This is a genomic window from Nocardioides sp., assembly GCF_044226305.1.
GTDB lineage: Bacteria > Actinomycetota > Actinomycetes > Propionibacteriales > Nocardioidaceae > Nocardioides.
On the sequence record NZ_JBGAHF010000004.1, the window covers coordinates 78,510 to 102,468 of the forward strand.

24 protein-coding genes are annotated in these 23,959 nt (G+C 72.7%); 17 read left to right on the forward strand and 7 right to left on the reverse strand.

Annotated features, from left to right (window positions below):
- The first annotated feature begins 9 nt into the window (after nucleotides 1-9).
- The 9 genes from ACILQ5_RS05820 to ACILQ5_RS05860 all read left to right on the forward strand — a co-directional run bounded on the left by ACILQ5_RS05820 (nucleotide 10) and on the right by ACILQ5_RS05860 (nucleotide 10,098).
- The gene (locus ACILQ5_RS05820; protein ID WP_395657037.1) at nucleotides 10-924 is read left to right on the forward strand and encodes a hypothetical protein; all 915 of its coding nucleotides are present in this window, start codon (nucleotides 10-12) and stop codon (nucleotides 922-924) included.
- A gap of 227 nt (nucleotides 925-1,151) precedes the next feature.
- Nucleotides 1,152-2,111, forward strand: coding sequence for a Rossmann-like and DUF2520 domain-containing protein (locus tag ACILQ5_RS05825; RefSeq protein ID WP_395657038.1), 960 nt, complete (start codon nucleotides 1,152-1,154; stop codon nucleotides 2,109-2,111).
- Nucleotides 2,108-2,989, forward strand: a complete 882-nt coding sequence (panC, locus tag ACILQ5_RS05830) for a pantoate--beta-alanine ligase (RefSeq protein WP_395657039.1) — start codon at nucleotides 2,108-2,110, stop codon at nucleotides 2,987-2,989. The genes ACILQ5_RS05825 and panC overlap by 4 nt, the downstream gene beginning before the upstream one ends.
- A complete protein-coding gene (gene panD, locus ACILQ5_RS05835; RefSeq protein WP_395657040.1) occupies nucleotides 2,989-3,408 on the forward strand; it encodes an aspartate 1-decarboxylase in 420 nt (139 codons plus the stop codon). The genes panC and panD overlap by 1 nt, the downstream gene beginning before the upstream one ends.
- A 9-nt stretch (nucleotides 3,409-3,417) precedes the next feature.
- On the forward strand, nucleotides 3,418-5,118 hold the full coding sequence (locus ACILQ5_RS05840; RefSeq protein ID WP_395657041.1) for an L-aspartate oxidase: 1,701 nt from the start codon (nucleotides 3,418-3,420) through the stop codon (nucleotides 5,116-5,118).
- Nucleotides 5,115-6,011, forward strand: a complete 897-nt coding sequence (gene nadC, locus ACILQ5_RS05845) for a carboxylating nicotinate-nucleotide diphosphorylase (RefSeq protein ID WP_395657042.1) — start codon at nucleotides 5,115-5,117, stop codon at nucleotides 6,009-6,011. The genes ACILQ5_RS05840 and nadC overlap by 4 nt, the downstream gene beginning before the upstream one ends.
- Before the next feature lie 8 nt (nucleotides 6,012-6,019).
- Nucleotides 6,020-6,793, forward strand: a complete 774-nt coding sequence (locus ACILQ5_RS05850; RefSeq protein WP_395657043.1) for a type III pantothenate kinase — start codon at nucleotides 6,020-6,022, stop codon at nucleotides 6,791-6,793.
- A 102-nt stretch (nucleotides 6,794-6,895) separates the two neighbouring features.
- Nucleotides 6,896-7,231, forward strand: coding sequence for an Lsr2 family protein (locus ACILQ5_RS05855; RefSeq protein WP_395657044.1), 336 nt, complete (start codon nucleotides 6,896-6,898; stop codon nucleotides 7,229-7,231).
- A 293-nt stretch (nucleotides 7,232-7,524) separates the two neighbouring features.
- Complete coding sequence (locus ACILQ5_RS05860) at nucleotides 7,525-10,098, forward strand: ATP-dependent Clp protease ATP-binding subunit (RefSeq protein ID WP_395657045.1); 2,574 nt, start codon at nucleotides 7,525-7,527, stop codon at nucleotides 10,096-10,098.
- Nucleotides 10,099-10,190: 92 nt separating this feature from the next.
- Here the strand turns inward: ACILQ5_RS05860 and ACILQ5_RS05865 are convergent, their stop codons facing one another.
- Nucleotides 10,191-11,057 carry an A/G-specific adenine glycosylase gene (locus ACILQ5_RS05865; RefSeq protein ID WP_395657046.1) on the reverse strand — a complete coding sequence of 289 codons (867 nt, stop codon included), beginning with the start codon at nucleotides 11,055-11,057 and terminating at the stop codon, nucleotides 10,191-10,193.
- Between the two features lie 63 nt (nucleotides 11,058-11,120).
- Here ACILQ5_RS05865 and ACILQ5_RS05870 point away from each other — a divergent pair, with 63 nt between their 5' ends.
- Nucleotides 11,121-11,912, forward strand: a complete 792-nt coding sequence (locus tag ACILQ5_RS05870; protein WP_395657047.1) for a hypothetical protein — start codon at nucleotides 11,121-11,123, stop codon at nucleotides 11,910-11,912.
- A 110-nt stretch (nucleotides 11,913-12,022) separates the two neighbouring features.
- Here ACILQ5_RS05870 and disA read toward each other — a convergent pair whose 3' ends face one another.
- Both disA and radA read right to left on the reverse strand, forming a co-directional pair.
- Entirely contained in the window at nucleotides 12,023-13,105 is a 1,083-nt protein-coding gene (gene disA / locus ACILQ5_RS05875) for a DNA integrity scanning diadenylate cyclase DisA (RefSeq protein WP_395657048.1), read from the reverse strand.
- Nucleotides 13,106-13,173: 68 nt separating this feature from the next.
- Complete coding sequence (radA, locus tag ACILQ5_RS05880) at nucleotides 13,174-14,595, reverse strand: DNA repair protein RadA (RefSeq protein ID WP_395657049.1); 1,422 nt, start codon at nucleotides 14,593-14,595, stop codon at nucleotides 13,174-13,176.
- 80 nt (nucleotides 14,596-14,675) lie between these two features.
- Between radA and ACILQ5_RS05885 the strand changes: the two genes are divergently transcribed.
- Nucleotides 14,676-15,728 carry a LacI family DNA-binding transcriptional regulator gene (locus tag ACILQ5_RS05885; RefSeq protein ID WP_395657050.1) on the forward strand — a complete coding sequence of 351 codons (1,053 nt, stop codon included), beginning with the start codon at nucleotides 14,676-14,678 and terminating at the stop codon, nucleotides 15,726-15,728.
- A 26-nt stretch (nucleotides 15,729-15,754) separates the two neighbouring features.
- On the opposite strand, the gene ACILQ5_RS05890 is transcribed toward ACILQ5_RS05885, so the two are convergent.
- The 4 genes from ACILQ5_RS05890 to ACILQ5_RS05905 all read right to left on the reverse strand — a co-directional run bounded on the left by ACILQ5_RS05890 (nucleotide 15,755) and on the right by ACILQ5_RS05905 (nucleotide 18,930).
- Nucleotides 15,755-16,546, reverse strand: coding sequence for a potassium channel family protein (locus ACILQ5_RS05890; protein ID WP_395657051.1), 792 nt, complete (start codon nucleotides 16,544-16,546; stop codon nucleotides 15,755-15,757).
- Nucleotides 16,547-16,613: 67 nt separating this feature from the next.
- Complete coding sequence (locus ACILQ5_RS05895) at nucleotides 16,614-17,324, reverse strand: class I SAM-dependent methyltransferase (RefSeq protein ID WP_395657052.1); 711 nt, start codon at nucleotides 17,322-17,324, stop codon at nucleotides 16,614-16,616.
- A gap of 84 nt (nucleotides 17,325-17,408) precedes the next feature.
- Nucleotides 17,409-18,047, reverse strand: a complete 639-nt coding sequence (locus ACILQ5_RS05900; protein ID WP_395657053.1) for a VOC family protein — start codon at nucleotides 18,045-18,047, stop codon at nucleotides 17,409-17,411.
- 106 nt (nucleotides 18,048-18,153) lie between these two features.
- The gene (locus ACILQ5_RS05905) at nucleotides 18,154-18,930 is read right to left on the reverse strand and encodes a hypothetical protein (RefSeq protein ID WP_395657054.1); all 777 of its coding nucleotides are present in this window, start codon (nucleotides 18,928-18,930) and stop codon (nucleotides 18,154-18,156) included.
- Between the two features lie 44 nt (nucleotides 18,931-18,974).
- Here ACILQ5_RS05905 and ACILQ5_RS05910 point away from each other — a divergent pair, with 44 nt between their 5' ends.
- The 6 genes from ACILQ5_RS05910 (at nucleotide 18,975) to ACILQ5_RS05935 (ending at nucleotide 23,957) form a co-directional block, all read left to right on the forward strand.
- Nucleotides 18,975-19,913, forward strand: coding sequence for a Ppx/GppA family phosphatase (locus tag ACILQ5_RS05910; protein ID WP_395657055.1), 939 nt, complete (start codon nucleotides 18,975-18,977; stop codon nucleotides 19,911-19,913).
- On the forward strand, nucleotides 19,910-20,701 hold the full coding sequence (locus ACILQ5_RS05915) for a sugar phosphate isomerase/epimerase family protein (protein ID WP_395657056.1): 792 nt from the start codon (nucleotides 19,910-19,912) through the stop codon (nucleotides 20,699-20,701). Before ACILQ5_RS05910 ends, ACILQ5_RS05915 begins: the two co-directional genes overlap by 4 nt.
- The gene (locus ACILQ5_RS05920) at nucleotides 20,698-21,294 is read left to right on the forward strand and encodes a TetR family transcriptional regulator (protein ID WP_395657057.1); all 597 of its coding nucleotides are present in this window, start codon (nucleotides 20,698-20,700) and stop codon (nucleotides 21,292-21,294) included. Before ACILQ5_RS05915 ends, ACILQ5_RS05920 begins: the two co-directional genes overlap by 4 nt.
- Before the next feature lie 142 nt (nucleotides 21,295-21,436).
- Nucleotides 21,437-22,168 (forward strand): ABC transporter ATP-binding protein, encoded by a 732-nt coding sequence (locus tag ACILQ5_RS05925; protein ID WP_395657058.1) that lies wholly within the window; start codon nucleotides 21,437-21,439, stop codon nucleotides 22,166-22,168.
- 67 nt (nucleotides 22,169-22,235) lie between these two features.
- Nucleotides 22,236-22,973 carry an ABC transporter permease gene (locus tag ACILQ5_RS05930; RefSeq protein WP_395657059.1) on the forward strand — a complete coding sequence of 246 codons (738 nt, stop codon included), beginning with the start codon at nucleotides 22,236-22,238 and terminating at the stop codon, nucleotides 22,971-22,973.
- Nucleotides 22,974-23,021: 48 nt separating this feature from the next.
- Nucleotides 23,022-23,957, forward strand: a complete 936-nt coding sequence (locus tag ACILQ5_RS05935) for a proline dehydrogenase family protein (protein ID WP_395657060.1) — start codon at nucleotides 23,022-23,024, stop codon at nucleotides 23,955-23,957.
- Nucleotides 23,958-23,959 lie beyond the last annotated feature (2 nt).

Genomic DNA, 23,959 nt, shown 5'->3' on the forward strand with positions numbered 1-23,959 from the left:
GCGGGTCCGATGACCGCGCACCTCGGCACCGCCGGGCTGAAGAACCTCGAGGGCCACACCGACTACGACATCACCTGGCCCTGGCTGCGCCCCGAGGGCCTGCGGCCGGGCTCGACGGCGGTGCTCCGGGTCAAGAACGAGGCGCCCTCGCTGCCGTTCGTGCTGCCGCCGCTGCTCCGCGCCTGCGACCTGGTGCTGCTCGTCGACAACGGCTCCGACGACGGCACGCCCGACGTCGCGCGCGACACCGCCGCGCGGGCGGGCCTGGCGGACAGGCTGACGGTGACGTCGTACCCGTTCCAGGTCGCCCGGGCCGGGGCCGAGCACCTCGCCCAGCACGAGCTCTCGGTGCACTCGCTGTCCTACTTCTACAACTGGTGCTTCTCCCAGGTCACCACCCGCTACTCCTGGAAGTGGGACGGGGACATGGTGCTCACCACCGAGGGCGAGGTCTCGATCGCCGACCTCGGCTGGCAGGTCGGCGACGTGCAGACGATCGTCCGGGTGCCGCGGCACGGGCTCTACCTGGAGAGCGGGTCGAAGGGCTACCTCGACCTCGGCTGGCGCAACGCCGAGGAGTGGGGCTTCCCGATCGGGCCGGACTTCGTCTACACCAAGGCGTTCGAGTGGGAGATCCGCACCACCCCCGTCGGGGTCCGCTCGATCGCGTTGCCGCACGGGCTGTGCGTGGAGCTGAAGTACCTCGACGGCGAGGAGTTCGCGCACTGGACCGACCCGGAGTCGTTCGCGACCTCGTGGCGCAACCGGCGCAAGCGCCGGGAGTGGGAGGTCTTCCACGCGCTCAAGGAGGGCCGGGTGCTTCCCGGGGTGCACGAGATCACCGCGCCACCGGGCGTCCACATCGTCGACCACGTCACCCACGACTGGCTCCCGCGCGCGCCGCGGCCGCTCGCCGTCGGCTGAGCCCGACCGGCCCCGGACCGCAAGCCGGTCGCGGTGTCGGATAGGTCACGTCCCCGACGCGGTGACGCGCTCGGGACCCGAGGCGTACATTCGACGTCGCCGGGGAACCCGGTGGACGACCTAGACGGACACCAGACGAGCACACCGTCCGGTACCCACACCGGCCCCGAACCGCAGCGACGCGGCGCGGGGTGGTCGGAGGGACTGGAACGAAAGGTTCGACGCACATGACGCACCCTTCCCGGGCCACCGGACTGCGGGTCGGCGTGATCGGCGCGGGTCGCGTCGGCGCCGTCCTGGCCGCCGCCCTCGAGGCCGCGGGCCACCCCGTGGTCGCCGCCGCCGGCGAGTCGGACGCCACCCGCCAGCGGATCGCCGCCCTCCTCCCGGGGGCCACCCCGGCGAAGCCCTCCGACGTGGCGCGCAGCTGTGACCTGCTGCTGCTCACCGTGCCGGACGACATGCTCGAGAACGTCGTCACCGTGCTCAGCGACAGTGGCGCCATCCGGCCCGGCCAGTACGTCGTGCACACCTCGGGCCGCCACGGCCTGGCCGTCCTCGAGCCCGCGCGCCGGGTCGGCGCCCGCGTCGTCGCCATGCACCCGGCGATGACCTTCACCGGGACGGCCCTCGACCTCGAGCGGCTCCCCGGCTGCGTCTTCGGGCTGACCGCCGGCCCCGCCGAGCGCGCGGTCGCGGAGTCGCTGGTCGCCGACCTCCGGGGCCGGGCGACCTGGGTCCCGGAGGAGATGCGCACGCTCTACCACGCCGGCCTCGCCCACGGCGCGAACCACCTGGTCACCCTGGTCGCGCAGGCGATGGAGCTGCTGGAGGCGGCCGGCTCCGACGACCCCGCCGGCACCCTGAGGCCCCTGCTCACCGCGGCCCTGGACAACGCCCTCGAGCAGGGCGACTCCGCCCTCACCGGCCCGATCGTGCGCGGCGACGTCAACACCGTGCGCGCCCACCTCGCGGACATCGCGCTCAACGCGCCGCACACCCTGCCGTCGTACCTCGCCCTCGCGCGCGACACCCTCGACCGGGTCGTCACCGACGGTCGGGTGCTGCCGATCCGCGCCGCCGCGATCCGGCGCGTGGTCGACGCGGCCGAGGCGCAGGCACAGACGCAGGGCCCGGGCCGGACCCGGCAGCGGACCGCTCACCCGACCGACCACCGGCGCCGATGACCGCAGGCCCGGTCCTCGCCCGCACCCGTGGCGAGCTCGCAGCGCTGCTCTCGGACGCCCGCTCGGGCGGTCGGCGGGTGGGGTTCGTCCCGACGATGGGGGCGCTGCACGACGGGCACGCCAGCCTGGTGCGGGTCGCGAAGGAGCGCGCCGAAGGCGGGCCGGTGGTCGTCTCGATCTTCGTCAACCCGCTCCAGTTCGGCCCCGGCGAGGACCTCGACCGCTACCCGCGCACGCTGGAGGCAGACCTCGAGGTGTGCGCCCGGGAGGGCGTCGACGTCGTCTTCGCGCCGAGCGTCGAGGAGGTCTACCCCGGCGGCGAGCCGCAGGTGATGGTGCGCCCGGGGCCGCTCGCGAAGGTGCTCGAGGGCAAGATCCGGCCCGGCCACTTCCGCGGGGTGCTGACCGTGGTCGCCAAGCTGTTCGGCCTGGTCCGCCCCGACGTCGCCGTGTTCGGCCAGAAGGACTACCAGCAGCTGGTGCTGGTGCGCCGGATGGTGCTCGACCTCAACATGGGCGTCGAGGTGGTCGGCGCCGAGACGGTCCGCGAGACGGACGGACTCGCGCTCTCGAGCCGCAACCGCTACCTCGACGCCGAGCAGCGGCAGCAGGCCACCGGGCTCTACCTCGCGCTCCGCGCCGCGCAGGAGACCGCCGAGTACGGCGTCGACGTGGCGCTCGGCGCGGCGCGGGCCGAGCTTCGCGCCCAACCGGGCGTCGACCTCGACTACCTCGTGGTCACCGACCCCGAGCTGGGCCAGCTCCCCCCCGACCCGCCGTCCGGGACCGAGGCCCGCGCGCTCATCGCCGCGCGCGTCGGCACCACCCGCCTGATCGACAACGCCCCGCTCCTGCTCGGCCGCCTGGAGGACCGCTGATGTACCGCACCATGATGAAGAGCAAGATCCACCGGGCCACGGTCACCCAGGCCGACCTGCACTACGTCGGCTCGGTGACCGTCGACGAGGACCTGCTCGACGCCGCCGACCTGCTGCCCGGCGAGCTCGTGCACATCGTCGACATCACCAACGGGGCGCGGCTGGAGACCTACACGATCGCCGGCGAGCGGGGTTCCGGCGTCATCGGCATCAACGGGGCGGCGGCCCGGCTGGTGCACCCCGGCGACCTGGTCATCCTCATCGGCTACGGCCAGATGGAGACCGCCGAGGCCCGCGAGCACCAGCCGCACGTGGTCTTCGTCGACGCCGACAACAAGATCCTCGCCACCGGCTACGACCCGGCCGAGGCGGTCGAGGGGTCGGGCCTGGTCCGGGGCGACCGGACCGCCGGGCGATAGCCTGCGGCAATGCCCACCGCTCCGGTCCGCCGGCAGGTCCCCGAGGCGCCGTTGCACGAGGCGTCGCGGCGGCTCCCCGCGCGACTGCTCGCACCGGAGCCCGGGTGGACGACCACCGCGGACGTCGTCGTCGTCGGCTCCGGGATCGCGGGCCTGACCGCCGCGCTCCGGCTGCGCGGCCAGGTCGAGAAGGTCCTGGTGGTCACCAAGGACGTGCTCGCAGCCGGGTCGACCCAGTGGGCGCAGGGCGGCATCGCCGCCGCTCTCGGCCCGGAGGACACCCCCGAGGAGCACCAGGTCGACACCCTGGTCGCGGGCGCCGGGGCGTGCGACCGGGAGGCGGTCCGGGTCCTCGTGACCGAGGGGCCGGACGCCGTACGTGAGCTGATCGCGCTCGGCACGAACTTCGACCACGACCCCGACGGCGAGCTGTCGCTGACCCGGGAGGGCGGCCACCACCGCGACCGGATCGCGCACGCGGGCGGGGACGCGACGGGCGCCGAGATCCAGCGGGCGCTGATCGCCGCGGTGGAGCAGGCGTCGGAGATCGAGGTCGTCCAGCACGCTCTCGCCGTCGACCTGCTGCTCGCCGAGGACGGCGGCGTCGCCGGGCTCACCCTGCACGTGATGGGGGAGGGCCAGCGCGACGGCGTCGGCGCCGTCCTGTGCCGGGCCGTCGTGCTCGCCAGCGGCGGGCTGGGCCAGGTCTTCTCCCAGACCACCAACCCCGCGGTGTCGACCGGCGACGGCATGGCGGTCGCGCTGCGGGCCGGCGCGGTGCTGCGCGACCTCGAGTTCGTGCAGTTCCACCCGACCGTCATGTACCTCGGCCCGGACTCCCGCGGGCAGCAGCCGCTCATCTCCGAGGCGGTGCGCGGCGAGGGTGCGTTCCTGGTCGACTTCGAGGGCAACCGGTTCATGCAGGGCGTGCACGAGCTGGCCGACCTGGCGCCGCGCGACGTCGTCGCGAAGGCGATCATGCGCCGGATGATGGAGACCGGCCGGCCGCACATGTGGCTCGACGCCCGGCACCTGGGCCAGGACTTTTGGGAGCGGCGGTTCCCCACGATCCTCGCCACCACCCGCAGCCACGGGGTCGACCCGGTGACCGAGCTGATCCCCGTCGCGCCGGCCTGCCACTACGCCTCGGGCGGGGTGCTCACCGACCTGTGGGGCCGCAGCACCCTGCCGGGTCTCTACGCGACCGGCGAGGTCGCGTGCTCGGGGGTGCACGGGGCCAACCGGCTCGCGTCCAACTCGCTGCTCGAGGGCCTGGTGTTCTCGCGCCGGATCGCGCAGGTGCTCCCCGGGGAGCTCCGCCCGCTGCAGCCGCCGGCCACCGACCGCCGCACCGCCGGGCTGGTCTCCGGCGAGCTGCGCCGTGAGCTGCAGGAGACGATGACCTCGCGGGTCGGGGTGCTCCGGACCGCGACCGGGCTGGCCGAGGCGTCCGAGCACCTCGACAAGCTGGCCGGCGTCGCCACCGCCGTCGTGGACCAGGACTCCTGGGAGACCACCAACCTGCTCACCATCGGCACGGCGCTCGCCGACGCGGCCGCGCTGCGCGAGGAGACCCGCGGGTCGCACTGGCGCGAGGACTTCCCCGAGCGCGACGACGACGACTTCGCGGGCCACTTCGACGCGATCATGGCCGACGGCAGCACCGCGCTGGCCTTCGTCGCGGCACCGGCCACGGACGGTGCGGCATGAGCCCGTCCCACGGCATCGGCCTGACCGCGGCGCTCGAGGAGCTCGGCGCCGCCGGGCTCGACGCGGGCGCCGTCCACCAGCAGGTGCTGCACGCCCTCGCCGAGGACCTGCCCGCCGGTGACGTGACGAGCACGGCGACCATCGCCCCCGACGCGCACGGCAGCGGCGTCATCGCCGCCCGCGAGGCCGGGGTCGTGGCCGGCCTGGGCGTCGCGGCCCTGGTCTTCCACGAGGTGATGGGCGACACCGTCGAGATCACCGACCGGGTCCCGGACGGCACCCGGGTCGGCCCGGGCGACCTCGTGCTGCGGGTCGCCGGCCCCACCCGTGGCCTGCTGACCGCGGAGCGCACGGCCCTCAACTACGCCAGCCACCTCTCCGGGGTCGCCACGGCTACCGCGCACTGGGTCGCGGCGCTCGCCGGCACCCGCGCGCAGGTGCTCGACACCCGCAAGACCCTCCCCACCTTCCGAGCGCTCCAGAAGTACGCCGTCCGCTGCGGCGGCGGGGTCAACCACCGGTTCAGCCTCAGCGACCGGGCGATGGTCAAGGACAACCACGTCGTGGCCGCCGGCGGCGTGGTGCCCGCGTACCACGCCGTGCGCGCGGCGTACCCCGACCTGCGGGTCGAGGTCGAGGTGACCGACCTCGACCAGCTGCGCGAGCTGCTCGACGCAGGCTGCACCGAGGTCCTGCTCGACAACATGGACACCCCGACCATGGCCGAGGCGGTGCGCCTCACCGCCGGCCGCGCCACCCTCGAGGCCTCGGGCGGGCTCACCCTCGAGCGGGCCCGGGAGGTCGCGGCGACCGGGGTCGACTTCATCTCGGTCGGTGCCCTCACCCACTCGGTCAAGGTCTTCGACCTCGGCCTGGACCTCGACGAGCAGTAGGACGCGCCGTGCCCCTCCTCGCCGCCGACATCGGCAACAGCCACACGATCCTCGGGCTGCTCATCGACGGCGAGGTCACGGCGCACTGGCGGGTCGCGACCGACGAGCGCAACACCGCCGACGACTGGGCGGTGCTGCTCCGCGGGCTGCTCGAGGACGCCCTCGACGACGTCGACGGGGTCGCCGTGTGCGCGACGGTCCCGGCCGTCCTCCACGAGTGGCGCGACATGCTGGTCCGGCACTTCGCCGACGTCCCGAGCCTGGTGGTCGAGCCGGGCGTCCGCACCGGCATCCCGGTCCTCACCGACAACCCCCGCGAGGTCGGCACCGACCGGATCATCAACGCCCTGGCCGCGGTCCACGAGTACGGCGGCCCCGCGGTCGTGGTCGACTTCGGCGGCACCGCCACCACCTTCGACGTCGTCAGCCCGGCCGGGCAGTACGTCGGCGGCGCGATCACGCTCGGGATCGAGATCTCGCTGGAAGCACTCGGCCGCCGCGGTGCGCAGCTGCGAAAGGTCGAATTGCAGCGTCCGCGGTCGGTGATTGCGAAGAACACCGTCGAGGCGTTGCAGTCGGGAATGATTTTCGGGGTCGCCAGCCAGGTCGAGGGAATGGTGGCGCGGGTGATCGGCGAGCTCGGCGTGGACCCCGCGCAGGTGCGCGTGGTCGCCACCGGTTACCTGGCCGGGCTGGTGATCGACGAATGTTCCTGCTTCACCGACCACGCGCCGTGGCTCACGCTCCGCGGGTTGGAGCTCGCTTTCACCCGAAATAGGTGAATCGCGGGCGTTATCGAATTCATCCGTATATGCGATTCTGTGGCAGCATGTCGAATTGCCCGACGCGTCAATCGCGGAATACGAGTGAAAGAGGTCAAGAAGATGGCCCAGAAGGTCAACATCGTGCTCGTCGACGACATCGACGGCAGTGAGGCCGCCGAGACCGTCTCGTTCGGGCTGGACGGCACGACCTACGAGATCGACCTGAACGACGCGAACGCCGCCAAGCTGCGCGACGCCCTGTCGACCTACGTCGGCCACGGCCGCAAGGTCGGTGCCGCCCCCCGACGCGGTGGCCGTCGCACGTCGGCCGCCGCGGCCGCCGGTGGCCCCAGCGCCAAGGAGATCCGCGAGTGGGCCCGCGAGAACGGGCACGACGTGCCCGACCGCGGCCGGGTCTCCGCCGAGGTCCGTGAGGCCTACGACAAGGCGCACTGACGGGTGAGCCCGCGGAACGCGGGCACACCCAGCAAGACGAGGCAGGGCGGTGACCCCGTGGTCACCGCCCTCGTTCGTCTCACCGGATTTCGACGCCGCCGTCACGGCTTCGTCCCTCAGCCGTGGGCCTTGCTCAATCTCGTCTCGCCCACGCGACGCGTTCGTCCCTCACGCGCCGCTGCTCGCTTGATGTTCGCTCTCAGCGGACGCTCTGGGGTGGTCGGAGGGAACGCGTAGGCTGTGCGTGGGGTTGAACGACTCGTAGCCCCACCACAGCTCCAGGAGAGATGCGCATGTTCGAGCGGTTCACTGACCGAGCCCGCCGGGTGGTCGTGCTGGCCCAGGAAGAGGCCCGCATGCTCTCCCACAACTACATCGGGACCGAGCACATCCTGCTTGGCCTCATCCACGAGGGCGAGGGCGTCGCTGCGAAGGCGCTCGAGAGCCTCGACATCTCCCTCGAGGCCGTGCGGGCGCAGGTCGAGGAGATCATCGGCCAGGGCCAGCAGGCCCCCAGCGGCCACATCCCGTTCACCCCGCGCGCCAAGAAGGTGCTCGAGCTGTCCCTGCGCGAGGCGCTCCAGCTCGGCCACTCCTACATCGGGACCGAGCACATCCTGCTCGGCCTGATCCGCGAGGGCGAGGGCGTCGCCGCCCAGGTGCTGCAGAAGCTCGGCGCGGACCTCAACCGGGTCCGCCAGCAGGTCATCCAGCTGCTGTCGGGCTTCCAGGGCAAGGAGTCGGCCGGTGCCGGCGCGACCACGGGCGCGTCGTCCAGCGACGCGCCGTCGTCGTCCCTGGTGCTCGACCAGTTCGGTCGCAACCTCACCCAGGACGCCCGCGAGGGCAAGCTGGACCCGGTCATCGGCCGGGAGCAGGAGATCGAGCGGGTCATGCAGATCCTGTCCCGCCGGACGAAGAACAACCCGGTGCTCATCGGCGAGCCGGGCGTCGGCAAGACGACGATCGTCGAGGGCCTGGCCCAGGACATCGTCAAGGGCAACGTGCCCGAGACGCTCAAGGACAAGCAGATCTACACCCTCGACCTCGGTGCCCTGGTCGCCGGCTCCCGCTACCGCGGTGACTTCGAGGAGCGCCTGAAGAAGGTGCTCAAGGAGATCCGCACCCGCGGCGACATCGTGCTGTTCATCGACGAGATCCACACCCTCGTCGGTGCTGGTGCGGCCGAGGGCGCGATCGACGCGGCGAGCATCCTCAAGCCGATGCTGGCCCGCGGCGAGCTGCAGACCATCGGGGCGACCACCCTCGACGAGTACCGCAAGTACCTCGAGAAGGACGCCGCGCTGGAGCGCCGGTTCCAGCCGATCCAGGTCGCGGAGCCGTCGATCGCCCACACGATCGAGATGCTCAAGGGCCTGCGCGACCGCTACGAGGCGCACCACCGGGTGACGATCACCGACGAGGCGCTGGTCTCGGCCGCGACCCTGGCCGACCGCTACATCTCCGACCGCTTCCTGCCCGACAAGGCCATCGACCTGATCGACGAGGCCGGCTCCCGGCTGCGGATCCGCCGGATGACGGCGCCCGCGGACCTGCGCGAGTACGACGACAAGATCAGCGAGGTGCGCCAGCGCAAGGAGGCCGCGATCGACGGCCAGGACTTCGAGGCGGCCGCGCGCCTGCGCGACGAGGAGAAGCAGCTGATCCTCAAGAAGTCCGAGCGCGAGAAGCAGTGGCGCGCCGGCGACATGGACGAGGTCGCCGAGGTCGACGAGGAGCTGATCGCCGAGGTGCTCGCCGTGGCGACCGGCATCCCGATCGTGAAGCTGTCCGAGGAGGAGTCGACGCGGCTGCTCAAGATGGAGGACGAGCTGCACAAGCGGGTCATCGGCCAGGAGGAGGCCGTCAAGGCGCTCAGCCGGGCGATCCGTCGTACCCGTGCCGGCCTGAAGGACCCCAAGCGTCCCGGCGGGTCGTTCATCTTCGCCGGCCCCTCGGGTGTCGGCAAGACGTGGCTGTCCAAGACGCTCGCGGAGTTCCTCTTCGGTGACGAGGACGCCCTGATCCAGCTCGACATGTCGGAGTTCGGCGAGAAGCACACGGTCTCGCGCCTCTTCGGCTCGCCCCCGGGCTACGTCGGCTACGAGGAGGGCGGCCAGCTGACCGAGAAGGTGCGGCGCAAGCCGTTCTCGGTCGTGCTCTTCGACGAGGTCGAGAAGGCGCACCCCGACATCTTCAACAGCCTGCTGCAGATCCTGGAGGAGGGTCGCCTGACCGACTCCCAGGGCCGGGTCGTCGACTTCAAGAACACCGTCATCATCATGACGACCAACCTCGGCACCCGCGACATCGCCAAGGGCATCAACCTCGGCTTCCAGCAGAGCGGTGACGCCGCCGGCTCCTACGAGCGGATGAAGAGCAAGGTGTCGGAGGAGCTCAAGCAACACTTCCGCCCCGAGTTCCTCAACCGTGTCGACGAGATCATCGTCTTCCCGCCGCTGTCGCAGGAGCAGATCGTGGCGATGGTCGACAACATGATCGCCTCGGTCGAGCTGCGGATGAAGGACCGCGACATGCGGATCGAGCTGACCCAGCCCGCGAAGCAGCTGCTCGCCGAGCGGGGCTTCGACCCGGTGCTCGGTGCCCGGCCGCTGCGGCGCACGGTCCAGCGCGAGATCGAGGACGTGCTCGCCGAGAAGATGCTCTACGGCGAGGTCGGCCCGGGCCAGATCGTGCTGGTCGGCGTGGAGGGCGAGGGCCCGACCGCGACCTTCACCTTCCAGGGCCAGAAGATCGGCGAGCTGCCGGACCTCCCGCCGTTCGAGACCGCCGAGGTCGGCGGTCCGGACGCCGTCGAGGGCCCCGACGACTCCGACAGCGGCTCGGACGTCCCGAAGGCCGACTGAGGCCACCCAGCACCACCACGACGGCCCGTCCCGGCTCGCCCGGGCGGGACGTCGTGCTTTCCGTGCCTCAGGTTCACCCGCCGGGGCCCGGGTCAGGGGAGCGCGTAGGTCTCCGGACCGGCGGCCACGACCAGCCCGTCCTCGACCAGCGAGGCCAGGCAGCGCACTCGCTGCACCTCCTCGGACCAGGCGGCGTCGAGCGCGGTGCGGTGCACCGGCCCCTCGCGGTCGCGCAGCACGGCCAGCAGCCGGCCCCGGCACTGGCGGTCGGTCCCGGCCCAGGTCTGCGCCTTCCGGGGTGGCCCGTCGTACGGCGGGGAGCCGGCCGCCCGCCAGGCGCACCGGTCGCGGACCGGACAGGCGGGGCAGCGCGGGTTCGCCGCGGTGCACACCAGCGCGCCGAGCTCCATCACCGCCACCGACCAGGTGGCGGCGGTCGGCTCGTCCTCGGGCAGCAGCTCGAGGGCGACCTCCCGCTCGGCCTTGGTGACCGAGGCGCCGGGCAGCTCGACGCCCTGCACCGCCCGGGCCAGCACCCGGCGCACGTTGGTGTCGAGCACGACGTGCCGCCGACCGTGCGCGAAGCTGGCGATCGCGGCCGCGGTGTAGTCACCGATCCCGGGCAGGGCCAGCAGGTCGTCGTACGACGCGGGCACCTCGCCCCCGTGCCGTTCGACGATCGCGGTGGCGGCGGCGTGCAGCCGCAGCGCTCGGCGAGGGTAGCCCAGCCGGCCCCAGGCGCGGACCGCCTCGCCGCTCGGCTCCGCGGCCAGGGCGGCCGGGGTCGGCCAGCGCTCGAGCCACTGCTCGTGGACCGGCAGCACCCGGCTGACCGGCGTCTGCTGGAGCATGAACTCCGAGACCATCACCGACCAGGGGGAGGCGTCCGGGCGGCGCCACGGGAGGTCGCGCGCGTGCTCGTCGTACCAGCGCAGGACCGGTTCGTGGAGATCGCTCATCGGGAGACATTCTCGCCGGTGTGGCACCGTGATCCGGACCCGGGCGCTGACTAGCGTGGCCCCATGCCAGCGATGACCCGGGGACCGCTGCCGCCGCGGGTCTACTGGGTCCGCCGGCTGATGCTGCTCGGCACGGCGGTCCTGCTCGTGATCGGGATCGCGCGACTCCTCGGCGACGGCAGCGACGCGTCCTCCGACGAGGGCGCCGTCTCCCCGGCCGCCGCCGGCACGACGCCCACGACCGGCGTGCCGACCACCGGCCTGACCTCGGGCACCACCCCCGAGCCGACGGGGACGGGTGGTGCCAAGCACGGCAAGAAGCACCGCTCGAGCACGCCGGACCCGACTCCGACGCTGGCCGCGCCCCAGGGCGAGTGCGACGGCACCGACATCGCGGTCACGCCGAAGGTCACCGACGCGGTCGCCGGTCGTGACGTGATGATCGTCCTGCAGCTGCGCACCCTGGAGTCCGAGGCGTGCACCTGGCGCACCGGCCACGACCAGCTCACCGTGACGATCACCTCGGGCACGGACGACATCTGGACGAGCCGTCAGTGCCCGCGCGCGATCCCGGTGCGGGAGGTGGTCGTCCGCAAGGCCGTGACCACCAACCTCGGGGTGAGCTGGGACGCCCGCCGCTCCGACGACACCTGCTCCCGGCTGACCGCGTGGGCGATGCCCGGCTGGTACCACGTGACCGCCGCCTCCCTCGGCGGGGAGCCCTCCGACCTCCAGTTCGAGCTCGAGACGCCGACCGCGGCCACCATCACGAGGACCGCGAAGCCCACGCAGAGCCCCAGCGCGCACTCCAGCGGTCGCCCCACCACGCCTGCCGGCTCCGGCTCCGCGCACTGAGGTCGTCGAGGGCGGCGGGCACCTCGCCGGGTCTCGACACGCGGGTCGCGACCTCGCTAGCTCGGTCGCGCCGCTCGCTCGACCACCGATGAGCGCTGCGTGTGACTACGTCACACGTAGCGCTCGAGGATCGTCGACTCGGCGAGCCGGGAGAGGCCCTCGCGGACGCTGCGGGCGCGCAGCTCGCCGACGCCCTCGACCGCCTGGAGGTCGTCGACCCCCGCAGAGAGCAGCTTCTGGAGGGTGCCGAAGTGCTCGACGAGCCGGTCGACGACCGTGCCCGGGAGCCGCGGCACCTTGGCCAGCAGCCGGTAGCCGCGGGGGGCCACCGCGCCGTCGAGGTGCTCGCCGGTCCCGAGGCCGAGGGCGCGCGCGGCCGCGGCCGGGTCGACGAGCTCGGTCGAGGAGAGCGACTCGAGCCGGTTGAGCAGCGCCTCGGGGCTCTTGGCCCGGCGGCCGGCGGGCAGGTAGTCGCGGATCACGAGCTCACGCTCGGCGTCGACGCCGGTGATCAGCTCCTCGAGCTGGAGCGACAGCAGCCGGCCATCGGTGCCGAGCTCGAGCACGTAGTCCTCGATCTCGCTGGCGATCCGGGTGACCATCTCCAGCCGCTGGGCGACCACGGCGACGTCGCGGACCGTGACCAGGTCCTCGATCTCCAGCGCCGACAGCGTGCTCGCCACCTCGTCGAGGCGGAGCTTGTAGCGCTCGAGGGTCGCCAGTGCCTGGTTGGCGCGCGAGAGGATCTGGCCGGAGTCCTCCAGCACGTGCCGGGTCTCGCCAACGTACGCCGCGATGATCTGCATCGACTGCGACACCGAGATCACCGGGAAGCCGGCCTGTCGGGCGACCCGGTCGGCGGTCCGGTGCCGGGTGCCGGTCTCCTCGGAGGGGATCGTGTGGTCGGGCATCAGGTGGACCGCGGCCCGGATGATCCGGGTGACGTCACGGTCGATGATGATCGCGCCGTCCATCTTCGCCAGCTCCCGCAGGCCGGTGGCGGTGAACGGGACGTCGAGGGTGAAGCCGCCCGTGCAGATCGACTCGACCACCTTGTCGTGGCCGAGCACGATCAGCGCGCCGGTGCGGCCCCGGAGGATGCGTTCCAGGCCGTCGCGCAGCGGGGTGCCCGGTGCGATGGTCGCAAGGGTCGCCCGCAGGCGGAGCGTCTCGTCCGAGCGATCGGTCGCCACCTCTGTCGTCCTCCCCGTGCGCGGCAGTCCGTGGCCGCTGGCGGCAGTCTAGGGGGTCGGCAGGGCACTCACCGATCTTCGACGGCCCGTGGGCGCTGCGGCCGGTCGGGCTGCAACAGCTGGAGCAGCCGCAGGGCGGAGCCGACGTCGGGCACGTCGAGGACCCGCATGCCGTCGACGGTCCAGGACTCGGGGGACCTGGCCGCCGGGCGTCCGGGCTCGGTCGGCACGACCGCGAGCCGGAAGCCGAGCCGGGCGGCCTCGGCCAGCCGCTGCGGGACGTCGCGGACCCGGCGCAGCTCGCCGGACAGGCCGATCTCGCCGATCGCGACCACGCCGCGCGGCGCCGCCACGCCGCGGCTCGCGGAGGTGAGCGCGACCGCCACCGCGAGGTCGCTGGCCGGCTCGACGACCCGGGCCCCGCCGACCGTCGAGGCGAACACGTCGCTGGTGTGCAGCCGCACGCCGCAGTGCTGCTGGAGCACGGCCAGCACCATCGCGACCCGCGAGGAGTCCAGGCCCGAGGTCGTGCGCCGGGGTCGCTCTGCCGCGCTGTGGGTGACCAGCGCCTGGACCTCGGCCGGGAGCGGCCGCCGGCCCTCCATGCTGACGGCGATGCAGGTGCCCGGCACCTGCGCCTGGTGGTTGCCGACGAACAGGCCGGTCGGGTCGGTGACGGCGCTGATGCCGTCGGCGGAGAGGTCGAAGCAGCCGACCTCGTCGACCGGACCGAAGCGGTTCTTCATCGCCCGCACCATCCGGAAGCGGGACTCACGGTCGCCCTCGAAGTGCAGCACCACGTCGACGACGTGCTCGAGCACCCGCGGCCCGGCGATCGACCCGTCCTTGGTGACGTGGCCGACCATCACGGTGGTGATGTTGCGGGTCTTCGCGACGCGGACCAGGGCGGCCGCGACCTCCTTGACCTGGGTGACCCCGCCGGGGACCCCCTCGGCGCCGGGGGCGCCGATCGTCTGGACGGAGTCGACGACCAGCAGGGTCGGTCGGACCTCCTCGATGTGGGTGAGCACCGCCCCGAGGTCGGTCTCGGCGGCGAGGTAGAGCTGGTCGTGGACGCCGCCGGTGCGGTCGGCCCGCATCCGGACCTGCGAGGCCGACTCCTCGCCGGTGACGTAGAGCGTGCGGTGCTGGTAGCGCGCGGTCTGGGCGGCCACCTCGAGCAGCAGGGTGCTCTTGCCGACCCCGGGCTCGCCGGCGAGCAGGATCACCGCGCCAGGGACCAGCCCGCCGCCGAGCACCCTGTCGAGCTCGGGGACGCCGCTGGTGCGGAAGGTCGAGTCCTCCGCCGAGACCTGCCCGATCGGCACCGCGGGGCGGGTGACCGGGGTGGCGGCAGTCCGGCCCTTCGGCGCCGCGGCCGTCTCGGCCACCGATCCCCACGCCTGGCACTCGCCGCACCGGCCGACCCACTTCGTGGTCTCCCACCCGCACTCGGAGCAGCGGAACGCGGGACGCGGGGGCTTCGCCATGGCGGCCACGCTAATCGGCCGCGCCGACAGTGCCGGTTATGGTCTCCTTGGATCGTTCCACTCGGTACCAGGAGGCGGGCGTGTCGAAGAACGTCGGGAGGCCGGCCGGTCCGACGACCTCGCTGCCGCTCGCCCCGCCGACGCTGGCCGACGTCGCCGAGCGCGCCGGGGTCTCGCGGCAGACCGTCTCGAACGCGGTCAACAACCCCGACCTGCTCCGCTCCGACACCCTGGCCCGCGTGCTCGAGGCGATCGACGACCTCGGCTACTCGCCGAACCGTGCCGCCCGCAACCTGCGCACCCGTGCCTCCCACCTGATCGGGATGCGGATCAGCCCCGCCCAGGAGGGCACGGCCAACGCCACCATGGACCGGTTCGTGCACTCGCTGGTCGAGGCCTCGCGCGAGGCGGGCTACCACGTGCTGCTGTTCGCGGGGGAGCCGCAGGACCCGCTGGCCGGCTACGAGGACCTGCTGCGCTCGACCGCGGTCGACGCCTTCGTCGTCACCGACACCTACCTCGGGAACCCGCAGGCGACCTGGCTCGAGGAGCGCCGGGCGCCGTTCGTCGCGTTCGGCCGGCCCTGGGACATCCCGGCGGCCGCGCACCCGTGGGTCGACGTCGACGGCGCCGCCGGCACCGACCTCGCGACCACGCACCTGCTCGACCGCGGGCACACCCGGATCGCCTGGATCGGCTGGCGCAAGGACTCGTTCATCGGGGAGGACCGCCGCTCGGGCTGGGCGCGCGCGATGCACGCCCGCGGGCACGCCACGACCGGCCTGGCCTCGCGGGTCGAGGACACCGTCGCGAGCGGCCGCGAGGCGAGCGCGGTGCTGCTCGACGAGGCCCACCCCTCGGCGTTCGTCTGCGCCTCCGACACCCTGGCGATGGGCGTCCTCACCACCCTCACCGAGCGCGGCCTGGTCGCCGGCCGCGACGTCGCGGTCGTCGGCTTCGACGACTCCCAGGTCGCGCAGGTGGTGCCGCGCGGGCTGACGTCGGTGCGCCAGCCGCTGGAGCAGGTCGCCGTCGAGATCGTGAACGCGCTCGAGGGACTGCTCGCGCACCCGCCGCTGCCCGGCGGCGGCGTGATGCTCACGCCGACCCTGGCGCTGCGCGGTTCGAGCTAGCGAGCGGAGACCGAGCCCTCTCCTCGTCAGCCCTCGTCCGGTCCGTCCGTCGACGCTCCGGCCAGGTCCTCGCGGAGCCGCGCGACCTCGAGCCGGAGCTCGTCGAGCTGCCGGGTGACCTCGCCGAGGGCGTCCACGGGGCTCTCCTCGGTCGGGACCATGACGCGCGACAGGATGCTCGCGAGCGACGCGATGATGCCGACGCCGACCAGCATGACCACGGCGGCGACGATCCGGCCGCCGGCCGTGACCGGGTAGTAGTCGCCGTACCCGACCGTGGTGAGCGTGACGGCCGACCACCACAACGACTCCTCGCCGGTCGTGATGTTCGCCTGGGGCGAGACGCTCTCGAACTGCAGGACCAGGACGGACGAGACGGACAGGACGAGGAAGGCCGCCAGGAACGTGACGAAGCCGGCGTACTGCCCGCGGTTGACCACGAGGTCGCGGACGAGCTCGCTCTTGCGCTGCCCGCGGAACAGCCGGGTGATCCGGGCCAGCCGGCTCAGCCGCGCCAGCCGCAGCAGTGCGGTGAAGCGGAAGAACCCCAGGCTCGGGACCGAGCCGAGGAGGTCCAGCCAGCCGCGCTCGCCGAAGAAGTAGCCCCGCTTCGACGGTGCCTTGGCCAGCCGCATCGCGAAGTCGCCGAGGAAGACCAGGCAGATCCCGTTGTCGTAGATCCCCAGCAGCTGGAGCGTCGAGTCGGACAGCGGCAGCACCAGCGCGACCATGATGACCAGCGAGTAGACCGTGAGCACCAGGATGAACAGCTCGTAGGCGTTGCTCTGCCGGCCCGCCGCCCTCGCCGGACTGTCCATCCCGCTGCCTCCCCGCTCGGTCTGGCCCGAAGGCTAGGGCAATCCGTCGGCCGACGGAGCGCACCGCTCAGAACCGGCGCCACCAGAGGTTGACGGCGTAGTCCACGACGGTGCCCTCGTGGTCGGCCAGGACGTCGTCGGCGACCTCCGGGTTCAGCTCGATGCGTACGACGGCCTCGAGGTCGGCCCGCGAGGAGAACTCCCAGCGCATGTCGACGGGGGTGCGCGTCCAGCCGTGGGTGGACCAGAACCGCTCGACCGCGACCGGGTCGACCTCGGGGTAGCCCCGCCGGAACCATATCCCCCAGGTCGACCGGGTCGGGTCGTTGTCGATCACGAACGCCGTCCCGCCCCGTCGTACGACGCGGTCCAGCTCGGCCAGCCCCGGCTCGCAGCCCGGGCCGAAGAAGTACGCCCACCGCGCGTGTGCGACGTCGACGGACGCGTCCGGGAGCGGGAGCGCCTGCGCGGTCCCCTGCAGCACCGACACGTGCTCGAGGCGCCGGGTGCGGCGCCGGGCCAGGGCGACCAGGTCACCGTGCGGCTCGACCCCGACGACGCGCGCCGCCGTGCTCGCGAAGCGCGGCAGGTGGAAGCCGGTGCCGCAACCGACGTCGAGCACGGTGCGGCCGTCCCAGGTGTCCACCGCGCGCATCGCGGCCTCGATCGCGCCATCGGGGTCGACGGCGCGGTTCTCGACCTCGTAGGTCGCCGTGTGGTGCCAGATGTTGGGGCTCGGCCGTGCCCCGGCAACGATGGACCTCGACTCGGACGTCACGACCTCGTCCCTCGGTCGTGGGCCCTGCTCAATCTTCGCTCCCGACGCAGACCGCTCGTCCCTCGCGAGCTGCTGCTCGCTCGTTCAGATCCGGACGAGGCCGCGCGGGGTCTGCACCTGCACGGCGATGATGCCGGGCGTGCCGTTGGGCGCGACCCACTCGACCTTGACGTCCTCCAGCGGCGCCTCGACGGTCTCGCCGAGCCACTCGCTGACCCGCTGCGGGTCGCCGGCGATCTCCAGGCAGGCCAGGGAGAACTCCGGGTCCGCGCCGCTGCTCGGGTGCATCTCGGCCGGGGACTCCCACTCGATGAAGAAGGGGAGCTGCGGGTCGGTGAGCAGGCCGTTGACGCCGATCTGCTTCCACGACAGCTCGCTGCCGTCGGGGCGGTGCCGGTTGCCGTGCGCGGCCTCCCGGCCGAGCCGCTGCTCCACCACGGCGATGTCGTCGACCGCGACGACCCACCCGAGCCAGCCTCCGCCGAGCAGGGACCGGGCGCGCACGGCCTGGCCGAACGGCGCCTTGTCCGAGGCGGGGTGGTCGAGCACCTCGACGATCTCGAGGTAGGTGTTGCCGGCGAGCGGCAGGATCATGTTGCGGGTCCCGAATCGAGGGTGGACACCACCGTCGACGAAGTCCTTGCCGAGCAGACCCCCGATGCGCTGGGCAGTGCTGGCGAGGCCATCCGGTCCTGCTGCGAAAGAGAGATGGTCCAGGCGCATGCCTTGATTCTCGGCTTTCTCTCAGGAAGCCGCGACACCGGGGTCGGGGTCTCTTGACGTCGAGACGAGTAGGACGGCGTGGAGGACGGCGTGGACGACGGGCGCGTCAGTGCGGATCGGCGGGGTGGAGCGCCAGGGCGGAGCGCGAGCGCAGGTGCGCCTCGCAGTGCCGCACCAGCTCGTCGTACGCCGGCCGGCCCATCAGCTCGGTGAGCTCGGCGACGTGCGTGCGGAAGACGGGCTCGGGCGCGACGTGCGCCTCGGTGTTGCCGGAGCAGTACCAGTCGAGGTCGTGGCCACCCGGGCCCCAGCCGCGCCGGTCGTACTCGCCGATGGAGACCTCGGTGTAGGTCGAGCCGTCCTGGCGCTCGACCTCCCGGAAGGTGCGGCGGATCGGCAGCTGCCAGCAGACGTCGGGCTTGGTCTCGACGGGGTTCTTCCCGAGCACGAACGCCAGTGCGTGCAGGGCGCAGCCCGCGCCGCCGCCACCGGTCGGCGGGGCGAAGTCGGTGCGGTTGTGGAACACGCAGGCCTGCTGGCCGTCCACCGTCGTGACCCGCGTCTTGCGCTCGCCGTCCTCGTCGGTCTCGATCCAGTCCTTCTTGCGGACCTTGCCCGCGGGCTTCTGCTGCCAGAGGTTCTCGTCGAGCATCGCGACGTAGCCGGCGACCCGCTTCTCGTCGTCGCCGTCGGCGAAGTGCGCGCCGAGCGTGCAGCAGCCGACGTCCGGGGCGTCGGCGTAGATCCCCTGGCAGCCCTCGCCGAAGATGCACTTGTAGCTCGACGTCAGCCAGGTGAGGTCGCACCGCAGGACCTCGGACTCGTCGGCCGGGTTGACGAACTCGACGAACGCTCGCGGGAACACCAGCTCGACCTCGGGCACGGACCAACCCTACGGGGCGTGCAGGTACGGGCTAGCGTTGAGCCATGCGCCTGGGCGTGCTCGACATCGGGTCCAACACCGGACACCTGCTGGTGGTGGACGCCCACCGCGGTGCGGCGCCGCTGCCGGCGTACTCCTACAAGCAGCCGCTGCGCCTCGCCGAGCACCTCGACGAGTCCGGGTCGGTGACCCCCGCCGGCGTGGACGCCCTGGCCGCCTTCACGACCCAGGCGCTGCGCGTCGCGGAGGACAAGGGCAGCGAGGACATGCTCGCGTTCGCGACGTCGGCGGTGCGCGACGCCGTCAACAGCGAGGCGGTGCTGGCCGAGGTGCGCGAGCGCACGGGCCAGGCGATCGCGGTGCTGTCGGGCGAGGACGAGGCCCGGCTGACCTTCCTCGCCGTACGCCGGTGGTTCGGCTGGTCCGCGGGACGGCTGTCGGTCTTCGACATCGGCGGCGGGTCGCTGGAGATCGCCGGCGGCGCCGACGAGGAGCCCGACGTCGCGTGGTCGCTCCCGCTCGGGGCGGCCCGGCTGGCGCGGCAGCACTTCGCGGCCGGCACGCCCGACGAGGACACCGTGCGCGCGCTGCGCCGCCAGATCCGCGCCGACATCGCCCGCGACGCCGGGCGGCTGCTGCGCGCGGGGACCCCGGACCACGCGGCGGCGACGTCGAAGACCTTCCGCTCGCTGGCCCGGATCTGCGGCGCGGCCCCGTCGGTCGAGGGGCCGCTCGTGCCCCGCACGCTGCCGCTGGACACCCTCACCGCCTGGATCCCGAAGCTGGTGGCGATGTCGCCGGCCGAGCTGGCGGGCCTCCCCGGCGTGTCCACGAGCCGCAGCCACCAGGTGGTGCCCGGCGCACTCGTCGCCGAGGCCGTGATGGACATCTTCGAGCTCCCGGCGCTCGAGATCTGCCCCTGGGCGCTGCGCGAGGGCGTGATCCTCGAGCGGCTCGACCAGATCACGGCGGGCCTGGAGTGAGCCCCCGCATCGGCCTCTCGACGGTCTCGGTCTACCCCGAGTCCTCGGCTCACGCGTTCTCCTACGCCTCGTCGCTGGGCTACGACACCGTCGAGGTGATGGTCGGCATCGACGCGCTCAGCCAGCAGACGTCGGCGGTCAAGCAGCTCTCCGAGCACCACGGCATCCCGATCGCCGCCGTGCACGCTCCGTGCCTGCTGTTCACCCAACGGGTCTGGGGGACCGAGCCGTGGGGCAAGCTCGAGCGCTCCGCCGAGATGGCCGCGGCCGTCGGCGCGGACGTGGTCGTCGTGCACCCGCCGTTCCGGTGGCAGAAGACCTATGCCGCCGGCTTCGTCGAGGGCATCGCCGCCCTCGAGGCGTCGACCGGGATCGCCTTCGCGGTCGAGAACATGTACCCGTGGCGGGCGTCGTCCCGGCGTGGCATGGAGATGTACCTGCCGGGCTGGGACCCCTCGGAGGAGTCCTACGCCAACACCACCATCGACCTCTCGCACGCCGCGATCGCGCAGTCCGACCCGATCCTCATGGCCAAGCGGCTCGGCGACCGGCTCCGGCACATCCACCTGACCGACGGCACCGGCTCTGCGAAGGACGAGCACCTGGTGCCCGGTCGCGGGTCGATGGGGGCCGCGCCGTTCCTCCGGCACCTGGCCAAGGTCGGGTTCGCCGGCGAGGTCGTCGTCGAGATCAACACCCGGCGGTGCCGCGACGTCGCGGAGCGCGAGGTCGACCTGCGCGAGTCGCTGGAGTTCGCGCGCGAGCACTCGGCGGTGGGCACCCCGTGACCTCGGCGGCGCCCCGTCGCGGTCGCCGTCCGGGGGCGCCGGACACCCGCGCCGCCATCCTCGTGGCCGCCCGGTCCCTCTTCGCCGAGCAGGGGTACGCCGGCACCTCGGTGCGCGCCGTCGCGTCGGCCGCCGGCGTCGACGCCGCGCTCGTGCACCACTACTTCGGCACCAAGGACGACCTGTTCATCGCCGCGCTCGAGCTGCCGGTCGACCCGCGGTCCGTCGTCCGCCCGGTGGTGGAGGGTGGCGTCGACGGGGCGGGGGAGCGGCTGATGCGGCTGTTCGTCTCGGTCTGGGACGACGAGCAGACCCGCACGCCGCTGCTCGCGCTCGTGCGCGGCATCCTGGAGCCGGGCGGTCAGCAGCTGATCCAGGACGGTTTCCTCCGCATGGTGCTCGGGCCGGTCGGCGCCGGGCTCGGCCTCGACGACCCCGACCGCCGGCTGCCGCTCGTCGCGTCGCAGCTCGTCGGCCTGGTGCTGCTGCGCTACGTGGTCGGCGTCGAGCCGCTGGCCTCGATGCCCGCCGACGACCTCGTCGCGGTCTACGCGCCGACGGTCCAGCGGTACCTGACCGGCCCGCTGCCGTAGGGCCGCCCGTGCAGGGATCCCCGGTGAGCCGGGGATTCCGGCACTTCTCCGGCGGTGTTCCACCCATCAAGTGACCGTTTCCCCGGTGAACCGGGGATTCCGGCACTTGCCTGAGCCGCAGTCCGCCACCATAATTCAGCACATGGTGAAAAACGCGGTGGAGATCCGTGACCTGCACGTGGTCCGCGGACCGCACACGGTCCTCGACGGCCTCGACCTGACCATCGGCGGCGGCGTGACCGGCCTGCTCGGCCCGTCCGGCTGCGGGAAGTCCACGCTGATGCGCTGCCTCGCCGGGGTCCAGCGGGTCGCCGGCGGGACGGTCGAGATCTTCGGGGAACCGGCGGGCAGCCGCCCGCTCCGCGACCGGCTCGGCTACGTCACCCAGGCGGTGAGCGTGTACGACGACCTCACGGTCGCCGAGAACCTCCGGTTCTTCGCCCGGACGCTGGGCACCGGCGCCGAGGAGGTCGAGCGCGTGATCGGCTCGGTCGACCTGGCGGCGTACGCCGACGACGTGGTCGCCAAGCTGAGCGGCGGGCAGCGGTCCCGGGCGAGCCTCGCGGTCGCGCTGCTCGGCAAGCCCGACCTGCTGGTCCTCGACGAGCCCACGGTGGGCCTCGACCCGGTCCTGCGCGAGGACCTGTGGACCCTCTTCCACGGCCTGGCCGACTCGGGCGTGGCGGTGTTCGTCTCCAGCCACGTGATGGACGAGGCCGAGCGCTGCGACCGGCTGCTGCTGATGCGCGAGGGCCGGATCATCGCCGACGGGACGCCGGCCGAGATCAAGGAGCGGGCCGGCGTCGCCGACGTCGAGGCCGCGTTCCTCGCCATCGTGCGCGCGGACCAGGGGGACCAGGGGGACGCAGCATGAACTCACCCCATGAAGTCCTGCCTTCCCCCGCTCCGCTCCTCCAGTCACGACTCCACGGGGACCCCGAATGAACCTCCGCATCACCCTCGCCGTCGCCCACCGGGTGCTCATCCAGCTGCGCCGCGACAAGCGCACGATGGCCATGCTGCTCGTGCTGCCCTGCCTGCTCATCACCCTGCTGTGGTGGATCTACAAGGACGCCGACCCCACGCTCTTCGACAGCATCGGCCCGGCGCTCCTGGCCGTCTTCCCGGTCATCGTGATGTTCCTGGTCACCAGCGTGACCACGCTGCGCGAGCGCTCCAGCGGGACCCTCGAGCGGCTGCTCGCGATGCCGATGGGCAAGCTCGACTTCCTCGTCGGCTACGCGATCGCCTTCGGCCTGGTCGCCGCCCTCCAGTCGGTGCTCGCCGTCGGGGTCAGCGTCGGGCTGCTCGGCCTCGACGTGGCCGGTCCGCTGTGGCTGCTGACGGTGGTCGCGGTCGTCGACGCGGTCCTCGGCAGCGCGCTCGGCCTGTTCGTCTCGGCCTTCGCGCAGACGGAGTTCCAGGCCGTGCAGTTCATGCCGGCCATCGTGATCCCGCAGCTGCTGCTGTGCGGGCTCCTGGTGCCGCGCGACATGCTGCCGAGCTTCCTGCACGCGGTCAGCGACCTGCTGCCGCTCTCGTACGCCGTCGACGCGATGCAGCACCTGACGGTCTCGACCAGCACCGGCCAGGTCTGGCAGGACGTCGCGATCGTCGCGGCCTTCGCCGTGGGCGGGCTCGCGCTGGGGGCGGCCACCCTGCGCCGGCGTACCGAGTGAACGCCCGCGAGTCGAGTCCCGGGGGCCCCACGTCGTAGCCTGAGACCCATGTCGCTCCTCCGTCAGCCGCTCCTGCTCCTGGCCCGCAGCGCCGCGGTCAAGAAGCTGGTCAGCAGCATGCCCGTGTCCGCCGGCATCGTCCGCAGCTACGTCCCCGGTGAGACCACCGGGTCGGTCGTCGACGCGACCGCGGCGCTGGTCGAGGACGGGCTCCGGGTCACCCTGGACCACCTCGGCGAGGACACGATGGACGCCGAGCAGGCCGACGCGACGGTCACCGCCTACCTCGAGGTCCTCGGCCAGCTGGCCGCCCGCGGCCTGACCCGCAACGCCGAGGTCTCGGTCAAGCTCAGCGCGATCGGTCAGTTCCTGCCCGACAACGGCCACAAGGTCGCGCTCGAGAACGCCCGCACCATCTGCCGGGCGGCCCGCAACGCCGGCACCACGGTGACCCTCGACATGGAGGACCACACCACCACCGACTCGACGCTGGCGATCCTGCGCGAGCTGCGCAAGGACTTCCCCGAGACCGGCGCCGTGCTCCAGGCCGCGCTGCACCGCACCGAGTCCGACTGCCGGGCGCTCGCCCACGAGGGGTCGCGGGTGCGCCTGTGCAAGGGCGCCTACCTCGAGCCCGAGAGCGTCGCGTTCCAGGACAAGCTCGACATCGACCGGTCCTACGTGCGCTGCCTCAAGGTCCTGCTCGCCGGCGACGGCTACCCGATGATCGCCACCCACGACCCGCGGATGGTCGAGATCGCCTCGTCCCTGGCCAGCCGCTACGGCCGGACGCAGGGCACCTACGAGTACCAGATGCTCTACGGCATCCGGCCCGACGAGCAGCGCCGGCTGGCGGCCGACGGCGAGACCGTGCGGGTCTACGTGCCCTACGGCCAGGAGTGGTACGGCTACCTGATGAGAAGGCTCGCCGAGCGTCCGCAGAACCTGACATTCTTCCTGAGGTCCCTCGTCTCCAAGAAGTAAGC